At 29.1% G+C, this 19,645-nt stretch carries 15 protein-coding genes; 12 read left to right on the top strand and 3 right to left on the bottom strand.

Features of this window, described 5'->3' with window-relative positions; genetic code table 11:
* Positions 1–33: 33 nt before the first annotated feature.
* On the bottom strand, positions 34–672 hold the full coding sequence (locus EGM88_RS12350; protein WP_162497580.1) for a DUF4369 domain-containing protein: 639 nt from the start codon (positions 670–672) through the stop codon (positions 34–36).
* A gap of 437 nt (positions 673–1,109) precedes the next feature.
* Here EGM88_RS12350 and EGM88_RS12345 point away from each other — a divergent pair, with 437 nt between their 5' ends.
* On the top strand, positions 1,110–5,861 hold the full coding sequence (locus tag EGM88_RS12345) for a T9SS type A sorting domain-containing protein (protein WP_123898682.1): 4,752 nt from the start codon (positions 1,110–1,112) through the stop codon (positions 5,859–5,861).
* Here EGM88_RS12345 and EGM88_RS12340 read toward each other — a convergent pair.
* On the bottom strand, positions 5,854–7,245 hold the full coding sequence (locus EGM88_RS12340) for a PIG-L family deacetylase (RefSeq protein ID WP_123898680.1): 1,392 nt from the start codon (positions 7,243–7,245) through the stop codon (positions 5,854–5,856). The genes EGM88_RS12345 and EGM88_RS12340 overlap by 8 nt on opposite strands.
* A gap of 160 nt (positions 7,246–7,405) precedes the next feature.
* Between EGM88_RS12340 and EGM88_RS12335 the strand changes: the two genes are divergently transcribed.
* Entirely contained in the window at positions 7,406–8,380 is a 975-nt protein-coding gene (locus tag EGM88_RS12335; protein WP_123898678.1) for a Gfo/Idh/MocA family protein, read from the top strand.
* A 50-nt stretch (positions 8,381–8,430) separates the two neighbouring features.
* Here EGM88_RS12335 and EGM88_RS12330 read toward each other — a convergent pair whose 3' ends face one another.
* On the bottom strand, positions 8,431–9,522 hold the full coding sequence (locus EGM88_RS12330) for a glycosyltransferase (protein ID WP_162497579.1): 1,092 nt from the start codon (positions 9,520–9,522) through the stop codon (positions 8,431–8,433).
* A 249-nt stretch (positions 9,523–9,771) separates the two neighbouring features.
* On the opposite strand from EGM88_RS12330, the gene EGM88_RS12325 reads away from it, so the two are divergent.
* The 10 genes from EGM88_RS12325 to EGM88_RS12280 all read left to right on the top strand — a co-directional run.
* A complete protein-coding gene (locus EGM88_RS12325; protein WP_123898674.1) occupies positions 9,772–10,599 on the top strand; it encodes a hypothetical protein in 828 nt (275 codons plus the stop codon).
* 34 nt (positions 10,600–10,633) lie between these two features.
* Positions 10,634–11,692, top strand: coding sequence for a glycosyltransferase family 4 protein (locus tag EGM88_RS12320; protein WP_123898672.1), 1,059 nt, complete (start codon positions 10,634–10,636; stop codon positions 11,690–11,692).
* Between the two features lie 30 nt (positions 11,693–11,722).
* Entirely contained in the window at positions 11,723–12,505 is a 783-nt protein-coding gene (rfbF, locus tag EGM88_RS12315; protein WP_123898670.1) for a glucose-1-phosphate cytidylyltransferase, read from the top strand.
* Between the two features lie 6 nt (positions 12,506–12,511).
* Positions 12,512–13,609 carry a CDP-glucose 4,6-dehydratase gene (gene rfbG, locus EGM88_RS12310; RefSeq protein ID WP_123898669.1) on the top strand — a complete coding sequence of 366 codons (1,098 nt, stop codon included), beginning with the start codon at positions 12,512–12,514 and terminating at the stop codon, positions 13,607–13,609.
* An 8-nt stretch (positions 13,610–13,617) separates the two neighbouring features.
* Complete coding sequence (rfbC, locus tag EGM88_RS12305) at positions 13,618–14,148, top strand: dTDP-4-dehydrorhamnose 3,5-epimerase (RefSeq protein ID WP_123898667.1); 531 nt, start codon at positions 13,618–13,620, stop codon at positions 14,146–14,148.
* Between the two features lie 9 nt (positions 14,149–14,157).
* Positions 14,158–15,444 carry an NAD(P)H-dependent oxidoreductase gene (locus EGM88_RS12300; RefSeq protein ID WP_123898665.1) on the top strand — a complete coding sequence of 429 codons (1,287 nt, stop codon included), beginning with the start codon at positions 14,158–14,160 and terminating at the stop codon, positions 15,442–15,444.
* A gap of 374 nt (positions 15,445–15,818) precedes the next feature.
* Positions 15,819–16,751 (top strand): O-antigen ligase family protein, encoded by a 933-nt coding sequence (locus EGM88_RS12295; RefSeq protein WP_162497578.1) that lies wholly within the window; start codon positions 15,819–15,821, stop codon positions 16,749–16,751.
* Positions 16,751–18,103 (top strand): lipopolysaccharide biosynthesis protein, encoded by a 1,353-nt coding sequence (locus EGM88_RS12290; protein ID WP_123898662.1) that lies wholly within the window; start codon positions 16,751–16,753, stop codon positions 18,101–18,103. The genes EGM88_RS12295 and EGM88_RS12290 overlap by 1 nt, the downstream gene beginning before the upstream one ends.
* Positions 18,104–18,122: 19 nt before the next feature.
* Complete coding sequence (locus EGM88_RS12285; RefSeq protein ID WP_123898660.1) at positions 18,123–19,379, top strand: glycosyltransferase family 4 protein; 1,257 nt, start codon at positions 18,123–18,125, stop codon at positions 19,377–19,379.
* 75 nt (positions 19,380–19,454) lie between these two features.
* Positions 19,455–19,645, top strand: a 191-nt coding sequence (locus EGM88_RS12280; protein WP_203229466.1) for a GDP-mannose 4,6-dehydratase, incomplete at its 3' end; no start/stop codon positions are given.

Here is a 19,645-nt window from a genome sequence, read left to right as displayed (position 1 = left end):
TTTGTATTCAGTCAAACACCAGTATATTTAAAACTATTTTTCTTCCAGAAATAATAAAACTTCAATAGCAAAATCTCCTTTTTTTACTTCATGTGTAAAATTTTGATAAATTGAAGCTATAGTATCTTTAGTTACATATTCACTTTTTAATAATGATTTTAAAGCAAAAGCAGAGATATAAGATTCTGGATTATTTCGAGCATAAGAAAGAGTAAAAGCGATATTATCCTTGTGTATTTGTTCTATTTGATTATTTATATTTTTCAATTTATCAACATCATTTTCTGTTCTAGCTTTTTGAAAAAGAGGAAATAAATAATTTGTTTTTGATAATATCTTATTTGATTGCTTCACAAACTTTAAATACTCATTATTCAATTCAGATCCATATATTTTAGAATCGCTTAAATTGTTTTTATTTACCTCAATAAAAACGCTATCATTTTGAATAAATAAACCTATTTCCCCTTTTAAGCTATCAATATAAATACCAACAACTTCAGGTTTATCTATTTTGCCATTGAATTTAAATACATTATTAATTGTGTAAGCTGTATCAAGAGGTAATATTTTATTTGACTTTTGAACTTTTAAATAAACTTTGGTACTATCTCTAATTTCTTCAATTATTCCATTAATATAAAACTCTTTACTATTATTTTTACTTGACATTTTAGCACAAGAAAAAAAAGACACTATTAAAACAAAAAATAAAATCAGATTCTTCATGAAAAATTATCAAGCAATTTATTACGTTTATACAAAAATACAACACTCAATCTTAGAGTGATAAACTTATTAACAAAAATTGAAGTTTTAAACAAAAAATAAGAATCTAAAGATAACTTTAGAATTCCTTTAGAATTGAAAAGTACGTTCGCGACGAAATTATTTATTACTATTAAAATGTTATTAATAAAATACAATTTAATTAAAAATATAACGTTGAGTAATAAATAAAATCTGCTAAGAAAAGAATTAAAAAACATATTTATTCTATATCCTCCCTGTGATTTGAATTTTATTATTCAATGAACTAGAATACAATTGCTTTTTTGAAAAAGAAATATTACTGATAATTAATTAAATAAATTATCTGAGGTAAAACTATGACAAAAAAATTATTCTTGTTTATTGGTATTGTATTCTTTACTAATATCCTTTTTGCGATTACTCCCCCAACAATTTCTAATTTCAGGATAGAAGCGTCTGAACCAGACCGAGTTTATTTTGATAGTGACAAACCTATAATTGGTTCTAGTTATAATGGTTTTACAATAAGTAATAAATCAATTTCTAGTATTACCATTAATGAAGGTCAATTATCAAATCATTATTTAACTGTTTCTGAAAAGTTTACGTATTGGGACAATAATACAATAAGGTATGAAGGAGGAAGTGATATTAAAGATGTAAATGGAAATGCGTTAATAGAATTTACCTTGTCATATATTGTAAATAACATTCCAGAACCTGATGCTAATGAATATAGGTATGTTACTACTTCAGCTACTGGTGGAGGAGATGGAAAGTCTGAAGATTCTGCATGGACGTTAGAAGAGGCCTTTGACAAAGCCAATGCAGGAATTACGGTATGGATAAAAGCAGGTAATTATGGAAATCAAAACTTATCATTATACAATGATGGAACACCGGTTAGTCCTTTAAAATTTATAGGTTATAAGAATTCGCCAGGAGACATTACTAGTAATTATTATGATTATGGTAAAACATGGAGTACTAATGAAATGCCAACACTTACAGGAAAATCACCTTCTACTGGCCATGCAATACAATTAATGGGAGTAAATTATGTTGTTTTTAGAAATTTACAAATTACAAATTATTACAAAGGTATTAGAGCTAACAATACGAAAAATAGTAATTTGATATTTGATAGAGTAAATGGATTGACTTTTGGAGGTAATAATTCATCTCCTAATGATTTAAATGCTTCTTTTATAGATCTTGCAACTTACAAATCAGGAAGTGGGTATAGGCCCTTCACATCAAATAATAATATGAAAGTGTTAGACTGTAGAGGAGTGAATGCCTCTATGGGTAATTTTACTTTATTTGGTGATGGTAATAATTTAATTAAAGATACAAAATCATACAACGATAGAACAGGTAAATATGATCATTCTGACTATCAAATAAGTGTTAATGGACATAATAATATTATAACTAATTGTTATGCTGAAAATTTTAATACTAAGTCAACTAACAATAGTACTCATGGTATTGGAATTCGTGGTTCTTCCAATCTTAGCAATACCTACAACCTTATTGAAAAATCACAAGGTATTAATATTGCAGAACCTTTTTATATCAGAAATTATGGAAGTAATTACAATGTAATAAAAGATTGTGTAGCTGGTAATAACGCTAATTCTTCAAATTATACTTCAAATGAAAACACCGGGGTTGTTTGGATTTGGGGAGGTTCTAATTATAATATTATAGAAAGAGTTAAAGGTCATAACACTACTTTTGGAATTGGGTTTAAAGATAATCGAGAAGAAGGAAATACAAATGATAACACAATAGGAAGTCATAATATTATCAGAAATAGTGTGTTCAGTAAAACAAAATACTCTATATACGTTCAAAGTAATAATCCTAGTAATGCCGCATCAACATTAATAAATAACACTATTATTAACTGTACTTTTGATGATAGTAATTACTTTTACAAAGAGATTTATTCAAAGGTTTCAAATTTAAAGGTAATTAATTCCCAAATTTTGAATGTTAAGAAAAATGTTGCAACAGCTCCTAGCAACTCTTCTTTGAATGTTTCTTTTGAAAACTCTAACTTTTATAATTCTTGGGGTACTGAATCTGGTAAAGGAAATATTTCAGTTGATCCAAAATTGGATAAATATTATAAACCTACAGATAATACACCCAAAAGTATTACTGAAGGTGGACAGATATCAGAATTAGTTAATTATGATTATGATATGAAGTTTAGAGGTAATGTAAATACTATTGGAGCATATCAATATGGTGAAAATACTACTGGATATATTGATGTTGATGCAGGTCTCGATGTAGAAATTTGTAAAGGCTCTGAGATTTCACTAACTGCTACAATTGTTGGAGAAGGCACATTTTTATGGAGTACAGGAGAAACATCATCAAGTATCAATGTAAGTCCAGAAAAAACAACTACATATACCGTAACTGTAACCAATGGAGAAAATTCAGCTTCTGATGAAGTTGTAGTTACGGTTAATGATTTGCCTTTGGTTGATTTAGGTGAAGATGTTGTTTCATGCTCTGGTAACGAGGTTGTTTTAACTGCAGTTGGAGTTGGTGATTTTTTGTGGAGTACAGGAGAGACTACACCTAGCATTACAGTTAGTCCAACCGAGACTACAAAATATAGTGTATCCGCAAGTAATGCTTGTGATTCTACAGTTACTGATGAAATTCTTGTAAAAATTGTAGATAGTACCGTCAACGCTGGTGATGATGTTTCAATTTGTTCTGGAAGTGAAGTTACTTTAACTGCTGAAGGAGCTGATAATTATTTATGGAGTACAGGAGAAACTACAGCTAGTATAATTGTATCTCCAACAGAAACCACTACTTATAGCGTAACTTCTGCTATTGGTGAGTGCTCTATTTCTGATGATGTTGTTGTTACGGTCACAGAATCACCTTCTGTGAATTTAGGTGAAGATTTAACAGTTTGTTCTGGAAGCGAATTAACCTTAACAGCTGAAGGGTCTGGCAATTTTTTATGGAATACTGGAGAAACTTCACAAACTATAACTGTAGCTCCTTTGGAAACCACAACGTATATAGCAACGGCCAGTGTTCTTTGTGGAGGTGAAAATTTAAGCGTCTCTGACACCATTGTTGTAAACGTTATTCCAGGAATAACACTTGATGCCGGAGAAGACATAACTATTTGTGGTACTTCAGAAGTAACATTAACAGCAACTAGTAGTAATGGTGATTATCTTTGGAGCACTGGAGAAACAACTCCAAGTATAACAGTAACTCCTTCTGAAACAACAACCTACACAGTAACTTCATCTTCAGGTGAATGTTCATTAACAGATGAAGTCACTGTTACAGTTTCAACTACACCTGAAGTTAGTTTGGGTGATGATATTTCAATTTGTTCTGGAAGTGAAGTGGTTTTAACTGCCAACGGAATAGGTGATTTCTTGTGGAATACTGGAGAAACTACAAAAAGCATAATTGTAAATCCAACAGAAACATCAACATACTCTGTAACAGCCAGTACGTTATGTGGCGGTGAAAATTTAAGTGTTTCTGACTCTATCGTTATTAATGTTATTCAAGAAATTACACTAAACGCTGGTGAAGATGTAACAATTTGTAGAGGAGAAGAAATAACACTAACAGCATCAGGTAATGGTGATTTTTTATGGAATACTGGAGAAACCTCTCAAAGTATTGTTGTAAAACCTGAAGAAACCAAAACTTACACTGTTTCATCGGGGACAGGAGATTGTAAAGTAACAGATGATGTTGTAGTAACAGTAAATGACTTGGCTTCAGTGAAGTTAGGCGAAGATTTAAATATTTGTTATGGAGATCAAGTGACTTTAACCGCAGAAGGTGTAGGTGATTTTTTATGGAGTACGGGAGAAACAACGGCATCTATTATAGTGAACCCTTTAGAAACTACTACTTATTCAGTAACTGCTACTAATGGATGTGGGGGAACAGCATCTGATGACATAGTAGTTAATGTTGGTAAAGAATTGTATGTAGATGCTGGCGAGGATAAAAGTATATGTGTAGGAGAATCAGTTGTTTTAACAGCAGAAGGTACTGGAAATTTCTTATGGAGTACAGGAGAAACTACAAAAAGCATAACTGTAAGCCCTGTTAAACCTGAAAGCTATTGGGTAAGTAGCTCTGATGGAAATTGTTCAGTTTCTGACGAGGTTTTTGTTGATGTTCAGCGAGCTGCACAAGTAAGTTTAGGAGAAGATATAACAATTTGTAGTGGGGAAGTAGTTACCTTAAGAGCTACAGGACATGGAAATTATTTATGGAGTACAGGTGCCACAACTTCAAGTATCTCTGTAAGGCCTACCGAAACTACTACATATACAATAACAGCAAGTAGTAGTGCTTGTATGGCAGACGCAACAGATGAAATTACAGTTTATGTAAATGAAAGTGTAGTTGCTGATGCTGGTAATGATGTTTTTATAGAACCAGGTGATAAGTATACCCTTACAGCTACAGGTGGTAGTACCTATTTATGGAGTACAGGAGAAACAACTCAAAGTATAACTGTTCAACCAGAAAGTACAACAATCTATTCTGTAAATGTAGGTAATGGAACTAATTGTAGTGGATATGATGAAGTAAAGGTTACTGTAGAAAATGTTCCTTTAATTATTAATAACGGTGAAGATTTAACCATTTGTAAAGGCGATGAACTAGTATTGCAGGCCCGTGGAAGTTTAAATTATCTTTGGAACAACGGTAGTATGGAGTCTGAGATTACTGTCAATCCAGAAACCACTACAATTTATACGGTATCTGCACAGAAAAACGGAGTTTTAGAAACTGTTGACATACTAGTAACCGTAGAAGATTGTACCTCTAAAAAAGCAGTAGAATATAGTATGTATCCAAATCCGTCAGAAGGGTTGATAAACATTAATATACCCTCAGAAAAAACAGGAGTAAAATTTATCGTATCCGCATTAAGTGGAAAAATCGTTTACAGAGGAGAAGTGAAAGGTGATACTAATGGTGTTTTTACACAAATTAACTTATCTCATGTTGCAGATGGAATTTATTTTGTAAAAATGTATAATGATAATTTTAATGCAACAGAAAAAATAATTGTTATTTAGACAAAATGTCGTCTGATATTATTTTTAGTTTGTTAGTATCATATAAGTCACTAATAGGAATTTCAAAAAACAATTCATTAGAACGAACAGATCTTCTAAAATAATCAATTTGAGGTCCAACAGTATTTCGTTTAAATATTTTTAAGGCATAAATAAAGGCACTTTTAGTTTTTAAATAATCAGTATCTAATCTTAAGTCATTCATTGCGTCTAAGGCTAAAATTTTTTCCTGCTGCAGTTTTTTAGAAAGAGGAAATGAATAAATATTCTTAAAGTATAAAGAACTTTCAAAGTTAGGAGGTAAAGTAATTGGGGTTCTTGTTTTACCATAAGGGTAAGAACCACTTTCAGGTAAATGATTAGTATATAACAGCAATTTTCCTTTATTTACGCCTAATTTTTTTAGAGCTTCAAATAATGCAATCGAGGTGAATTTATGATCTAGATGACTATCTAATTTAGGATATGGAGTAATAATAACATCTGGTTTAATAGAGTCTAATAAAAAAGTAAAATCATTAATTAAAGACACCCAATTGGATGTAGCATTTAAATGTTGTATAGTTTTACTAATATTCTGTTTTCTAAATGTACTAATATCATAAGTTTTAGTAAAACGTGTTTTTATTAAAGCAGTATCATTTTTATACATTGTAGGCAGAGCTTCATTAAAATACCCAAGATTTATAATGTTTTCTGATTTAACACCACCCAACATAGGAACTGTAAGACTATTCCAAGTACGTATCTTTCCTTTTTGTAAATAATGAGTTAAACTATCTTGATAAATTTCATCATATTTAAATTCGCCCGCGTCACCTGCGGTAACTGTAACAACATAGGTGTTTTCAGGATAAGATGCGTATAATCCATAAGCTGCTATTTCCGCATCATCTGGATGTGGAGAAAGTATTAATATTCGTTTACCTTTTAAACTATCATTCTTAAATAGAAAAAGGGTAACTTCATCACTTACAATTTTTATATTTTTAGTTTCTAATTCAATTTGAGAACATTTAGAGTTTAAAGCCTCACTAACATTCAAATAACGAATTTTGTTAGCTCCAATTTCAAATTGCTGAGATATTATTTTATCATTAAAATGAATATTTATTTGAGGTCTAAAAAATTTTCCAATTAATGTTGATTTTATGTCTACTTTTAAAAATGCTGATATATTATCATTAGCTGTAATAGGTATTTTAAGTGTATTATTAGTTAATTTTAAATTCAATATTTCAGCATTACTACCTTTAAAATTATAATTATAATTTCTTGAAGTATCGTAATTATAAACAGAAACTCTCTTCTTATGAGCATAAAATAAAATAATGCCTAGTGCAATCAAACCGAGAGCAAGAAACGTAAAAATGATTTTTTTCATAAATTATTCAATAAAATTCAAAATAAGTCTAATAATAATACGTTAAAACAAAAGTAATCAAAAACACAGATAGTCTTTAATAAACTCATTTATAAAATAGATTATTTTTACTTTTGAAAACTATTTACAAAACATTTAGTTATTTAGACACTCATAATTTATGAAAAACTTTGCACTCATAGGAGCTGCTGGATATATTGCCCCTAGACACTTAAAAGCTATTAAAGACACTAATAACAATTTACTTGCAGCATTAGATAAATTTGACAGCGTTGGTATAATGGATAGTTACTTTCCAAATGCTGATTTTTTTGTTGAATTTGAACGTTTCGATAGACACATTGAAAAATTAAAAAGACAAAAAAATATTGGTTTAGACTACGTAAGCATCTGTACGCCAAACTATTTACATGATGCACATATAAGAATGGCTTTACGAAGAGATGCACATGCTATTTGTGAAAAACCATTAGTGTTAAACCCTTGGAACATTGATGCTCTTAAAGATATTGAAAAAGCAACAAATAAGAAAGTTTATACCATATTACAATTAAGATTACATGAAAGCATAATAGCTTTAAAAAATAAAATATTGAATGGACCTAAAGACAAAGTCTATGATGTAGACTTAACTTATTTAACTTCTCGTGGGCATTGGTATTATACATCGTGGAAAGGAGACACTTCCAAATCTGGAGGAATTGCCTCTAATATTGGTGTTCACTTTTATGATATGTTGTCTTGGATTTTTGGTGAAGTAAAACAAAATATAGTCCATTTACATACACATGATAGAGCTTCTGGGTATCTAGAATTTGAAAAAGCTCGAGTACGTTGGTTTCTATCTATAGATTATAATGTAATTCCAGATGAGATTAAGGCTACGGGACAACGAACTTACCGTTCTATTACAGTTGATGGAGAAGAGATTGAATTTAGTGGCGGATTTACAGAATTACATACCAAAAGTTACGAAGATATTTTAAAAGGAAATGGCTTTGGTTTATCAGATGCTAGACAATCTATTGAAATTGTACAACAAATAAGAAATGCTGAAATTACTCCATTAACAGGTGATTATCATCCTTTTGCTAAAAAAGAAAAATCTAATCACCCTTTTAAAAACGGAATGTAAAAGTATTACAACAATAAAAGATAACGTATTTGTTAACGCAAGTTAAAAGTTTATATAGCAACTTTTTCTTCCTCAAATTTTACTACAATTTCTTTTATTCGTTTTTCTCTTTTACGCTGGTGATTTTTAATTATAAAATAATTTATAGGTCTTTTAAATAATCTATAAAGTAACACTGACAATAAGAATAGATATTTTTTATTGAATAAAAAAGTTTCTAGTTTTTTATAATAACTATGGCCAAGGTATGGGTTAATAGGATATAGATTATGACTTGAAAGGTCGTCAATTTTTAATTTTATTTCAGAAAGCTTAAAGTCGCATAACAATAACCGCTTAGAGATATTGTAAAGCATTTCTTGTTGTTTATTTTTTATAAGGTTGGTATCTATTCCTTCTTTTTTATACTCTTCAATAAAATTTGAGAATTTTTTAGTCATAAAAATAAAATCTTCAATCGATTTCCTATAAGCCTTAGACTCTTTATTGGTCCAAATTGAATTAGGGTTTATGACGTAACGATATGCATCCAATGGGTAAAATGCTATTCTCTTTGCTTGAGGAAAAAGTTCAGCATTAAAGGTCATATCCTCCATTATTTTTCCTTCAATAAACCTAACCTCTGAGTCAATTATAAATTTTCTTCTGTATAAATTTGTACAAGTGCTATCGCTTAAATCAACTTTAGAAGAATATTCTTTTCCATCCAATATTTTTACCTCAGAACGGTTAACACCTTTATTTATAGTTTTATTTAAAACTCTTGATTCGGTCCTAATCATTTTAAATTCCAGAATATCTAAAGAGTTGTCTTCTGCAAAACTTAACAATTCATTAGCGGTATCTGAAATAATATAATCATCAGAATCAATAAACCAAATATAAGTACCTCGAGCTAAATCTATACCTCTATTTCTAGTAGCACTAACACCTTTATTTATTTGATCATAAACTTCAACATTTTTATAGTTTTTAGAAATTTCAATCGCTTTAGATAAACTATTGTCTATCGAACCATCATTGATAATAATTATCTCAAATTCTTCTTCTTTTAATGATTGATTTATAATACTATTAATACATTGCTCTATGTATTTTTCTGCGTTATACAGAGGTATAACAAAACTCAACTTTATCTTCACAACAATTTTTTTTTATTACCTTAAAAGATTTAATTTTTTAAATTTTAAGATGATAATGGGTTGCATTTAATATTTTAAATGTAAGTATAAAATTATGAAATAATATTCATTTTTATAAAAACAATTTGAGATAAAATTAAAACACATTTTTTACGTTTATTATATTTGTGAAATAGTAACGTTTTATTTCGTTAAATTACTTAGAGTTACAAACGTTATGTAATACTAATTTTAAATATAAATATCTTTATGATTTCTTTAATTGTATGTTCTTATGATGGTTATTCCGATTGTTGGGATCCTTATTTTAAAATGTTAGTTAAGTATTTTCCTGAAGCAAAGGATTTTGATATCATTTTAAGTACAAATACTAAAGATTATCAATTTGAAGGATTAAACATTAGAGTTTTAAAGCATGGAAATGATGCCCCTTGGGGAAAACGGCAGAAAGAAAGTCTAAAATTGGCAAAATATGATATTGTATTTCCTTTATCAGAAGATTATTTTTTGCGTTCAAGGGTGAATTTTAAAATGTTTAAACATTTTGTGGATTTAATGAAGAATAATGAAGAAATTGATCACCTTAGAATGCTTAGGTACAATGTGCGATGGAAAGATAAACCTTCTAAGTTTGATTATCTAAATGAAATTAATGCTACTTGTAAACATCGTTTTCTGCTTATACCAGGCTTATGGAAAAAAGAAATATTAAATAAATATTTAAAAAATTACGAGAACGTATTTATGTCTGAGAAAATTAATGGATATAGATCTTGGATTAGAAAAGATGGTTTTTACGTAATTTCAGATGAATATGTATCTAATTATGGTCAACTTTACGATACTTGGAATAGCGGGTATGTTTTTAAAGGTAAATGGGTACCTTGGGGAATCGAATTTTTAGATAAGGAAAACTTACAAATTGACTATAGTAAAAGGGGTATTTTAGATGATTCAAAGATGGAACAAACAAGATGGGCTTCTAAAAAGGCAATTATGAAAACCCCCATTACATCATCAAAATCATTTCTAAATGTCATTGGATTATTTATAAAATCTCTATTTGTAAAAATATAATAAGTATCTTCGCATTAAAAAAAAATCAAATGCTATGCGAATTGTTCTAGTAACTCCTTTATTAGATCATGGAGGAGGTCAAAAATATATTGCAAACTTATCAAATTACTGGGTTTCTCTAGGTCATGATGTAACCATTATACATCTTAGATCTGGAAAGTCTTTTTTTACGCTCTCCGAAAAAATTAAAATAATTCATTTAAATTATTATGGTGGTGATACAATAAAAAAAATTTTTACAGGTTTTAAAGCAGGAATAAAATTAAGAAATGCGATAAAAAAAGAGACTCCAGATTTTGTTTTATCAATATTAAGTTCTACTAATATTTTTACGTTATTATTTACGAGATTTTTAAAAGTAAAAATTTTTGTTAGAGAAGCAATGAGTCCTTATAGAAAGAGAAGTAAGATTGAGAGAATATTAAGAAAAATATTATATAAAAAAGCGGCAGGTGTTATTGTAATGACTCAAAAAGCAAAGAAATTTGTTTCGGCAGAAATAGGAATAAACAATGTATCTGTTATTCCAAACCCTGTTAAGAAACATCCTGAAAATGTTTCTACACAAAAAGAAAAAATTGTAATTGATGTTGGTAGATTAACAGCTGTAAAAGGACAATTGTATTTTTTAGAAGCCTGTGCTAAAATAAATAGACCCGATTGGAAATTTGTTATTTTAGGTGACGGAGAATATAGATCTAAATTGGAAGAAAAAATAAAAGAACTTAATATTGAAAATAATGTTGTTTTGGCTGGAGCGGTTAAAAATGTTCATGAATGGTTAGCTAAATCTATGATTTTTACTTCAACTTCTTTATCTGAAGCTTGGGGAAATGCCATTTGTGAAGCTATGGCTACTGGATTACCTGTTGTAAGTTTTAATTGTGAAGTGAGTCCTGATGAGATTATAGATGATGGAGAAGATGGATTTTTAGTTCCTTTACAAGATGTAGATGAACTCTCTAATAAAATTGAAATGTTAATGGATGATGAAGAATTAAGAACTAAAATTGGAAGAAAAGCGAAATTAAAAATGGAACGTTATAATATAGAATCGATATCTAATCAAGTACTAGAATTTTGTACCAATTAAAAGACAAATATTTAAATTAAAAAAGCAATCATGAAAACAGTAATATTAGCTGGTGGTTTTGGCACCAGGTTAAGTGAAGAAACTGGTGTAAGACCTAAACCTTTAGTGGAGATAGGAGGAAAACCTATTTTATGGCATATAATGAAAATGTACTCCTCTTATGGTCATAACGATTTTATAATTTGTTGTGGATATAAAGGTCATATGATTAAAGAATTTTTCTCAAACTATTACTTACATTCATCTGATGTTGTTTTTGATTTAAAAAATAATACTACTGAAATAATTAATAATAGTATTGAACCATGGAAAGTAACCTTAATTGATACAGGTGAAAATACAATGACTGGAGGTAGAATTAAAAGAGTTAAGGAGTATATAGGCAATGAACCTTTCTTTTTAACCTATGGAGATGGGGTGAGTGATGTGAATTTTAACGAATTGTTAAATTTTCATAAATCAGAAGGTACTTTAGCTACTTTAACTGCCGTTCAGCAACCTGGTAGATATGGAGCTTTTAACCTTGAAAAAGATAATAATAAAATTGAAAACTTTAGAGAAAAACCTAAAGGAGGTACACGAGAAACAGCTTGGATTAATGGTGGATTTTTTGTTTTACAACCTCAAATTTTTGACTATATAGAAGGAGATAGTACAGTTTGGGAAAGAGAACCTATGGAAAGATTAGCCCACGAAGGTCAATTGTCGGCTTTTAAACACGAAGGTTACTGGCAAAGTATGGATTCATTAAGAGATAAAACTGTGTTAGAAACTATATGGGATGAAGGTAACCCTGCATGGAAAAAATGGTAATTTTTTATGAGTAAATTAGATTTATTTAAAAATAAAAAAGTCTTAGTAACTGGCCATACTGGTTTTAAAGGTAGTTGGCTTTCTCAATGGTTGTTAGAACTTGGAGCAAATGTATATGGATACGCATTGGCTCCAGAAGAAGAATATGCTCTCTTTAATCAATTGAATTTAAAAGACAGTATAGATTCTGAAATTAATGATGTAAGAAATCTTCCTGCTTTAAAGTCTTATATTTCTAAGGTAAAACCAGATATAATTTATCACTTGGCGGCACAAGCATTAGTTAGAGATTCATATAATGATCCAATAAATACAATTGAAACAAACATTAATGGAACAGCAAACCTTTTAGAGTCTGTTCGTCAACTAGGAATTTCTACAACTATAGTTGTTATAACATCTGATAAATGTTATGAGAATAAAGAATGGATTTATGGATACAGAGAAAATGATGCAATGGGAGGTTATGATCCCTATTCTATGAGTAAAGGTGCAGCAGAATTAGTTGTATCCTCTTATAGACGTTCTTTTTTCAATCCTGAAGATTATAAAAACCATGGTGTAAAATTAGCTTCAGCAAGAGCTGGTAATGTAATTGGTGGAGGTGATTGGGCTAAAGATAGAATAATTCCAGATTGTATAAGAGCTCTTCAAAATAATGAAGAAATAGCTGTTAGAAATCCTTATGCGACAAGACCATGGCAACATGTTTTAGAATCTCTTGGAGGTTATTTATTGCTAGGTGCTACATTACTAGCAGCTGAAGGTAATGAATTAAAAAACTATTGTTCTGGATTTAATTTTGGACCATTTACAACCTCTAACAAAAGTGTAGAAACATTAGTTTCTGCCGTATTGAAAAACTGGCCTGGCAGATGGAAGTATAATGAATCTGAAGCTGTACATGAAGCCTTTTTATTAAATTTAAATATTGATAAAGCAGTACAGTTATTAAATTGGCAGCCTGTTTGGGAATTTGAAACCACAATAAAGAATACGATAGAATGGTACAAACAAAACCATGATAACGGTAATCCCAAAGAGATTACCATTAATCAAATTAATAGTTACGAAAAAGCTTTTATAAATAAAATACCCAATTAAAAATAAATATGCTATTTAAAGAAACAAAATTAAAAGGCGTTTATTTAATTGAATTAGAAAAAATTAATGATAAACGCGGATTTTTTAGTAGATTATGGTGTAAAAGAGAATTAGAGGAGTTAAATCTAAATGCGAATGTAGTTCAATCGAATATTTCTTATAACAAAAAAAAAGGTACCTTGCGAGGACTTCATTTTCAAAAAGCACCATACGAAGAAACCAAATATGTTCGCTGTACTCAGGGAGCTATTTATGATGTAGTGGTTGATTTAAGACCAGATTCTCCTACTTATAAACAATGGTTAGGAATAGAACTAAGTGAAAAAAATGAAACCATGTTGTATGTACCAGAAGGATTTGCTCATGGTTATTTAGCTTTAGAAGATCATTCAGAAGTAACTTATTTTGTAACTCAATTTTACCAACCGGATGCCGAAGGGGGAGTTAGATATGATGATCCTGGTTTTCAAATTGAATGGCCAATTCCTGTTACAGAAATTTCAGATAAAGATAAAAATCGCCCTGATTATAAAGGATAAAATTAAACTATGATAATAATAGACACTGCGTTAAATAGAAGAGCAAAAGAAAACAATCCTATTAAAGTTGGAATTGTAGGTTCAGGAGAAATGGCTAAAGGGTTGCTAAATCAAATTGAAAAATTTACTCCAGGAATGAAGGTAGTAGGTCATTTTAATCGATCATTAGAGCGACCTAAGCGGGTATATAAAGATTTAAATTTAGACTATAGAATTGTTGAAACTTCAAATGAATTTGATAAAGCTTTTAATGAAAAAACTATTGCTGTAACTCAAAACTTAGAACTTTTACTTAAAACAGAACATGTAGATATTATTGTAGATATGACAGGTTCTATAGAATTTTCAGCTCAACTAACATTAGACTGTATTAGTAATAAAAAAGATATTTTAACTTTTAATGCAGAATTGGATGCTACTTTAGGTCCAATATTAAAACATAAAGCCGATAAAGCAGGTGTAAAATATAGTGTCGCTGAAGGTGATCAACCTGGATGTACTATGAACTTATATCGTTTTGTTAAACAAATTGGTTTAACCCCTTTAGTTTGTGGAAATGTAAAAGGGATGTTAGATGAATATAGAACACCTAAGACACAGGAAAATTTTGCTGCTTCATGGGATATGTCTCCTTATATGGCAACCAACTTCGCCGATGGAACTAAAGTAAGTCTAGAACAAGCTTGCATAGCCAATGCTACAGGAATGAAAGTAGCTAAAAGAGGAATGTTAGGTTTTAAATCTACAGATCATATAGATAATTTAACTGGATTATATGACCTCAATCAGTTAAAAGAACTTGGTGGAATTGTAGATTTTACAGTAGGAGCAAAACCGGGCCCAGGAGTATTTGTGTATGCCAGTTCAGATGGAGATCCATTTACAGAAAAATATTTAAAATATGGTAAATTAGGTGATGGTCCTCTTTATAGTTTTTATATTCCTTATCATTTATTGTTTTTTGAAATACCTATTTCAATTGCAAGAATGGTAGATTTTGATGATATAATCATAGCACCAAAAGCAGGTCCAATGGTTGATGTCATTTCTATAGCAAAAACAAATTTAAAGAAAGGAGAAACTTTAGATCGCATGGGAGGATTTAAAACCTATGGCGTATGTGAAAATCATGAGATTACTAAAAAAGAAAACTTATTACCTATTGGACTTGCAAATAAGTGTCTTTTAACTAAAGATATTAAAAAAGACGAACCAATTAGTTATAATGATGTAATATTGCCAGAAAATAGGCTAGGAAATTTTCTAAAAAAAGAACAAGATCTGTTGTTTAATTAATCCATATATTTTAAACGTTGGCAAATTATTATTCCATACCGAATAAATTAAACCGGTTTATAATAGTATTGATTGCTCTTGCTCCATTAGTATCCTATATTTTACTAGGAATCCTTAAAACGGATTACAATAAAAATATTACAGTGCTAATGTATTTAGGAGTGATACTGCTATTTTTCTATGCAAAAAAAGGAAAACCAGTTAAAATTCCGAGGTATGCTATTTTTTATTTACTTTTTGTTATATACGCATATATCTCTGAATTTATTTTTTTAGATAGAGATTTTAAAAGCATATTTTTAGTTTCAAACCCTATGATAGGCTCCTTCCTAGCTCTCATTATAGTAGAAAATTTAGAGGTAAGGTTAAAGTACATGAATTCTATATTAAAGTTCTCTAACATTTTATTAATTGTAGCTTTTATTGTTATTTTACTACAACAAGTTATAGGACAAGAGTTTATGACAAATCCTGATTATATGAGAGATTGGGGCGGAGGAGATGAAACAGAAAGTCGACTTGTTTCAATTTATTCATATATAAGTCCAGTAGCCGTTGGCTTTGGGTTTGTTCCCGTGTTTATATTAATTACTGAGTTGTTGATAAAATCTAAAAAAAACAAAAAGCTATTACTATATGTTCTATTAGGTCTATTATTTTCATTTTTAACTAAGACTAGATGGATTATGTTAAATGCATTAATGGTTTTTTTATTGCTTTATTTTAATCATCGTAAACAATTAACCTCATTTTACAAATACCTCATTTTAGTCCCTTCTATTGTTGTAATCGCTCTATTTGTTGGAGAGTCATTTGGATTAAAAACAATGGGAATTGTTGAAGATAGAATTTTAGAAAAGGATAGTGGAGGAGTGGGTAAAGGCTCTGCTAGTTCTAGAATTTTGGCTTTCACAGCTTTTAGTCAAGTATATATGGATAATCCTATTTTAGGAAGAGGAAACGTAAAATATGGAATGGCCGGTACTGGAGAACAAGATTCAAAACTAAAAAAAATATTAGGAGGAAAATCGTCACAATTGCATGTTGGTTATCTTTCTTTATTATACATATACGGCTTAGTAGGTGGGATATTCTTTCTAGGATTTATATATCTAATTTTAAAAAGATTATATAAAAATGCTGAAAAAACTGGATATTACGGTCCTTTTGTAGCTTTTCTTGGTTTTGCTTTAGCAAATTTGACACTAGTTACATTTACTTTTTTTGAAATGGGACTTATTTTGGCCTTATTATTTAATAAATTTTATTTACAAAGTCTTAAACAAAAGGACTTAAAAATTAATTAATGAAAAAATATATAAATAATTTTTTTAAAGGACACGAGCGTTCTGTTAAAGCCAAAAAAAATATTCTAGCATCTATTCTGATCAAAGGAATAAGTATGACTGTTGGTTTTTTAATGGTTAGAGTTACTTTAGATTATTTAGATCAAACAACTTATGGTATTTGGCTAACCTTAACATCTTTTTTAACTTGGTTTACTTTTTTTGAGATAGGCTTAGGTAGTGGGTTAAAAAATAAACTTGCCGAGTCATTAGCGTCTAAAGATTATAAAAAAGGTAAAATTTATGTAAGTACTGCTTATGCTATTTTATCGTTAGTAGTCATATTTCTGGCAATTGCTTTTTTTATTGCAAACATCTTTATTGACTGGACTATCGTTCTAAATACTAATGAAGTTTCTTTGCAAGATTTAACTACTGTTGCATATATTGTCTTTTCGTTTTTCTTTTTTAGATTTGTGATTAAGTTGATTGGAATAGTATTATTTGCAGACCAACGACCGGCCTTATCCAATATGTTAAATACCCTTGGTAATCTATTTGTTCTTTTGACAATATTTATTTTAACTAAAACAACAGAAGGATCGTTAATCTATTTAGCTTGGGCTTTAAGTGCTATTCCTGTTGTTGTTTTAACTATATCAACATTTTATTTTTACACACATGACTATAAAAAAATTGCTCCATCAATCAAATATGTTGATTTTAAATATGCTCGAGGTTTATTAAATTTAGGAATCAAATTTTTTGTAATTCAAGTTTCTGGTTTAATAATTTATCAATCAACAAATTTCATTATTACGCAATATATTGGACCAGCAGAAGTAACCGTATATAATATAGCATACAAATATTTTTCAATAATTATGATGGGATTTACTATTATAATAACACCTTTTTGGTCTGCTTATACTGAAGCATGGGCTAAAAATGATATGAAATGGATTAAAAGTACAGTTAAAAAATTATTAAATATTTGGATGATGTTAAGTGTGGCTGGTATCATAATGTTAATTTTTGCGAAACAGTTTTATGCTTTTTGGATAGGGACTGAAATACAAATACCATTTAAACTTTCGTTAGTTTTATTGTTATATTTTATGACCTTTACCTTTGGAGGAGTATATAATATGTTTATTAATGGTGTTGGTAAAGTTAAATTACAGATGTATACAAGTGTAATAGGTGCTATATTATTCATTGTTATTGCTATATCATTGGCAAAATATACAGATTTGGGAGTAGTAGGACTAGTTTTAGCATCAATAATTAGTAATTTTAATGGTATTATTATTGCTCCTATTCAATACAAAAAAATAATCAACAATAAAGCTAAAGGTATTTGGAATGCCTAATAATTATAATTAAAATATTATGAAAGTACTTTGGTTTACCAACACGCCTTCACTTGCGGAAAATAAAGCTAAAAGAAAGCCAGTAGGCGGAGGGTGGATTAAATCTTTAGAGCAAGAAATAATAAAAAACTCCAATATTGAATTGGGAATATCATTTTATTCTGATACAAATATTGATGATTTTGATCAGTCAACAACGAAATATTATCCTATTAAACCTTCGAATAATAACTCAAAATTTGACGTTATATTGAAAAGATTAAATAGTAGGATAGAACCTCAAAGTGATTTAGAGAAATTAATTAAAATTGTAAAAGATTTTAAACCTGATCTAATTCATGTTTTAGGTACTGAGGGTATTTTTGGATTAATTAATCAAAAAATTAAAGATATTCCAATTGTAATATCTATCCAAGGAAATTTAACGGTATATTCCGATAAATTCTTTGTAGGCATTTCAGAATCATCAACTAAAAAACATTCTCCTCTTAAATCTAAAATATTGCTAAAAACTTATTATCGAGACTTTTTAGTTTTTAGAAAGAAAGCATTAAGAGAACAGAAAATATTAAAAAACGCCAATTATATTATAGGCAGAACTGATTGGGACAAAAGAATCACTCGAGTTTTAGCTCCTAAAAGTAAATATTTTCATAATGATGAAATTCTAAGAACCCCATTCTATCAAAATAAATGGTCAAATAACAATAATACAGAGCCTATTATATTTACTACAACTGGTTCTAATTTATATAAAGGTATAGAAAATATTCTTAAATCCGCATTATTACTAGATAATTTAAATGTAAAATATATGTGGAAAATAGCAGGATTAACGCCAGATGATAGATTAATAAAGTTGGCAACGAAATCATTAAAAATTAAAGTTTCTGAAAATTTAATTTTTTTAGGAAAAATCAGTGAAGATATATTAGTCGAAGAATTAAAATCCGCAAGCATTTATGTTATGGCTTCTCATATAGAGAATAGTCCTAATAATTTATGTGAAGCAATGATTTTAGGTCTCCCTTGCATTGCATCTCATGCTGGAGGTACAGCCACTTTGTTAGAAAATAAAAAAGATGGTATTTTAATTCAGGATGGCGACTCTTATGTGTTGTCAGGGGCCATCTTAGAATTAATTAATAATAAAAATAAAGCATTAACCTATGGTGAAAATGCACGAAAAAAAGCTTTATTAAGACATAATCCCGATAGAATAGTAAAAGAACTGATTAATATTTATGAAAATATAATTAAAGATTCTCAAAAATAATATTTAGATAATAAATTCGTTCACCTTATAAAATAGTTATTGTTAATATAACACAATTAGTTTAAAAAAAATTAAATGATAAAAAAAATTGCCTTAATAACTGGAGTAACAGGACAAGATGGAGCTTATTTAAGTGAATTCTTATTAAAAAAAGGATATATAGTTCATGGATTAAAACGAAGATCTTCTTTATTTAACACTGATAGAATAGATCACTTATATCAAGATCCTCATGTAGATAATGCAAATTTCATCTTGCATTATGG

The organism is Aureibaculum marinum, from assembly GCF_003813905.1.
GTDB lineage: Bacteria > Bacteroidota > Bacteroidia > Flavobacteriales > Flavobacteriaceae > Aureibaculum > Aureibaculum marinum.
Note: the sequence above shows the minus strand (reverse complement) of the source record. Positions and strands in the feature narration are given on the sequence as shown.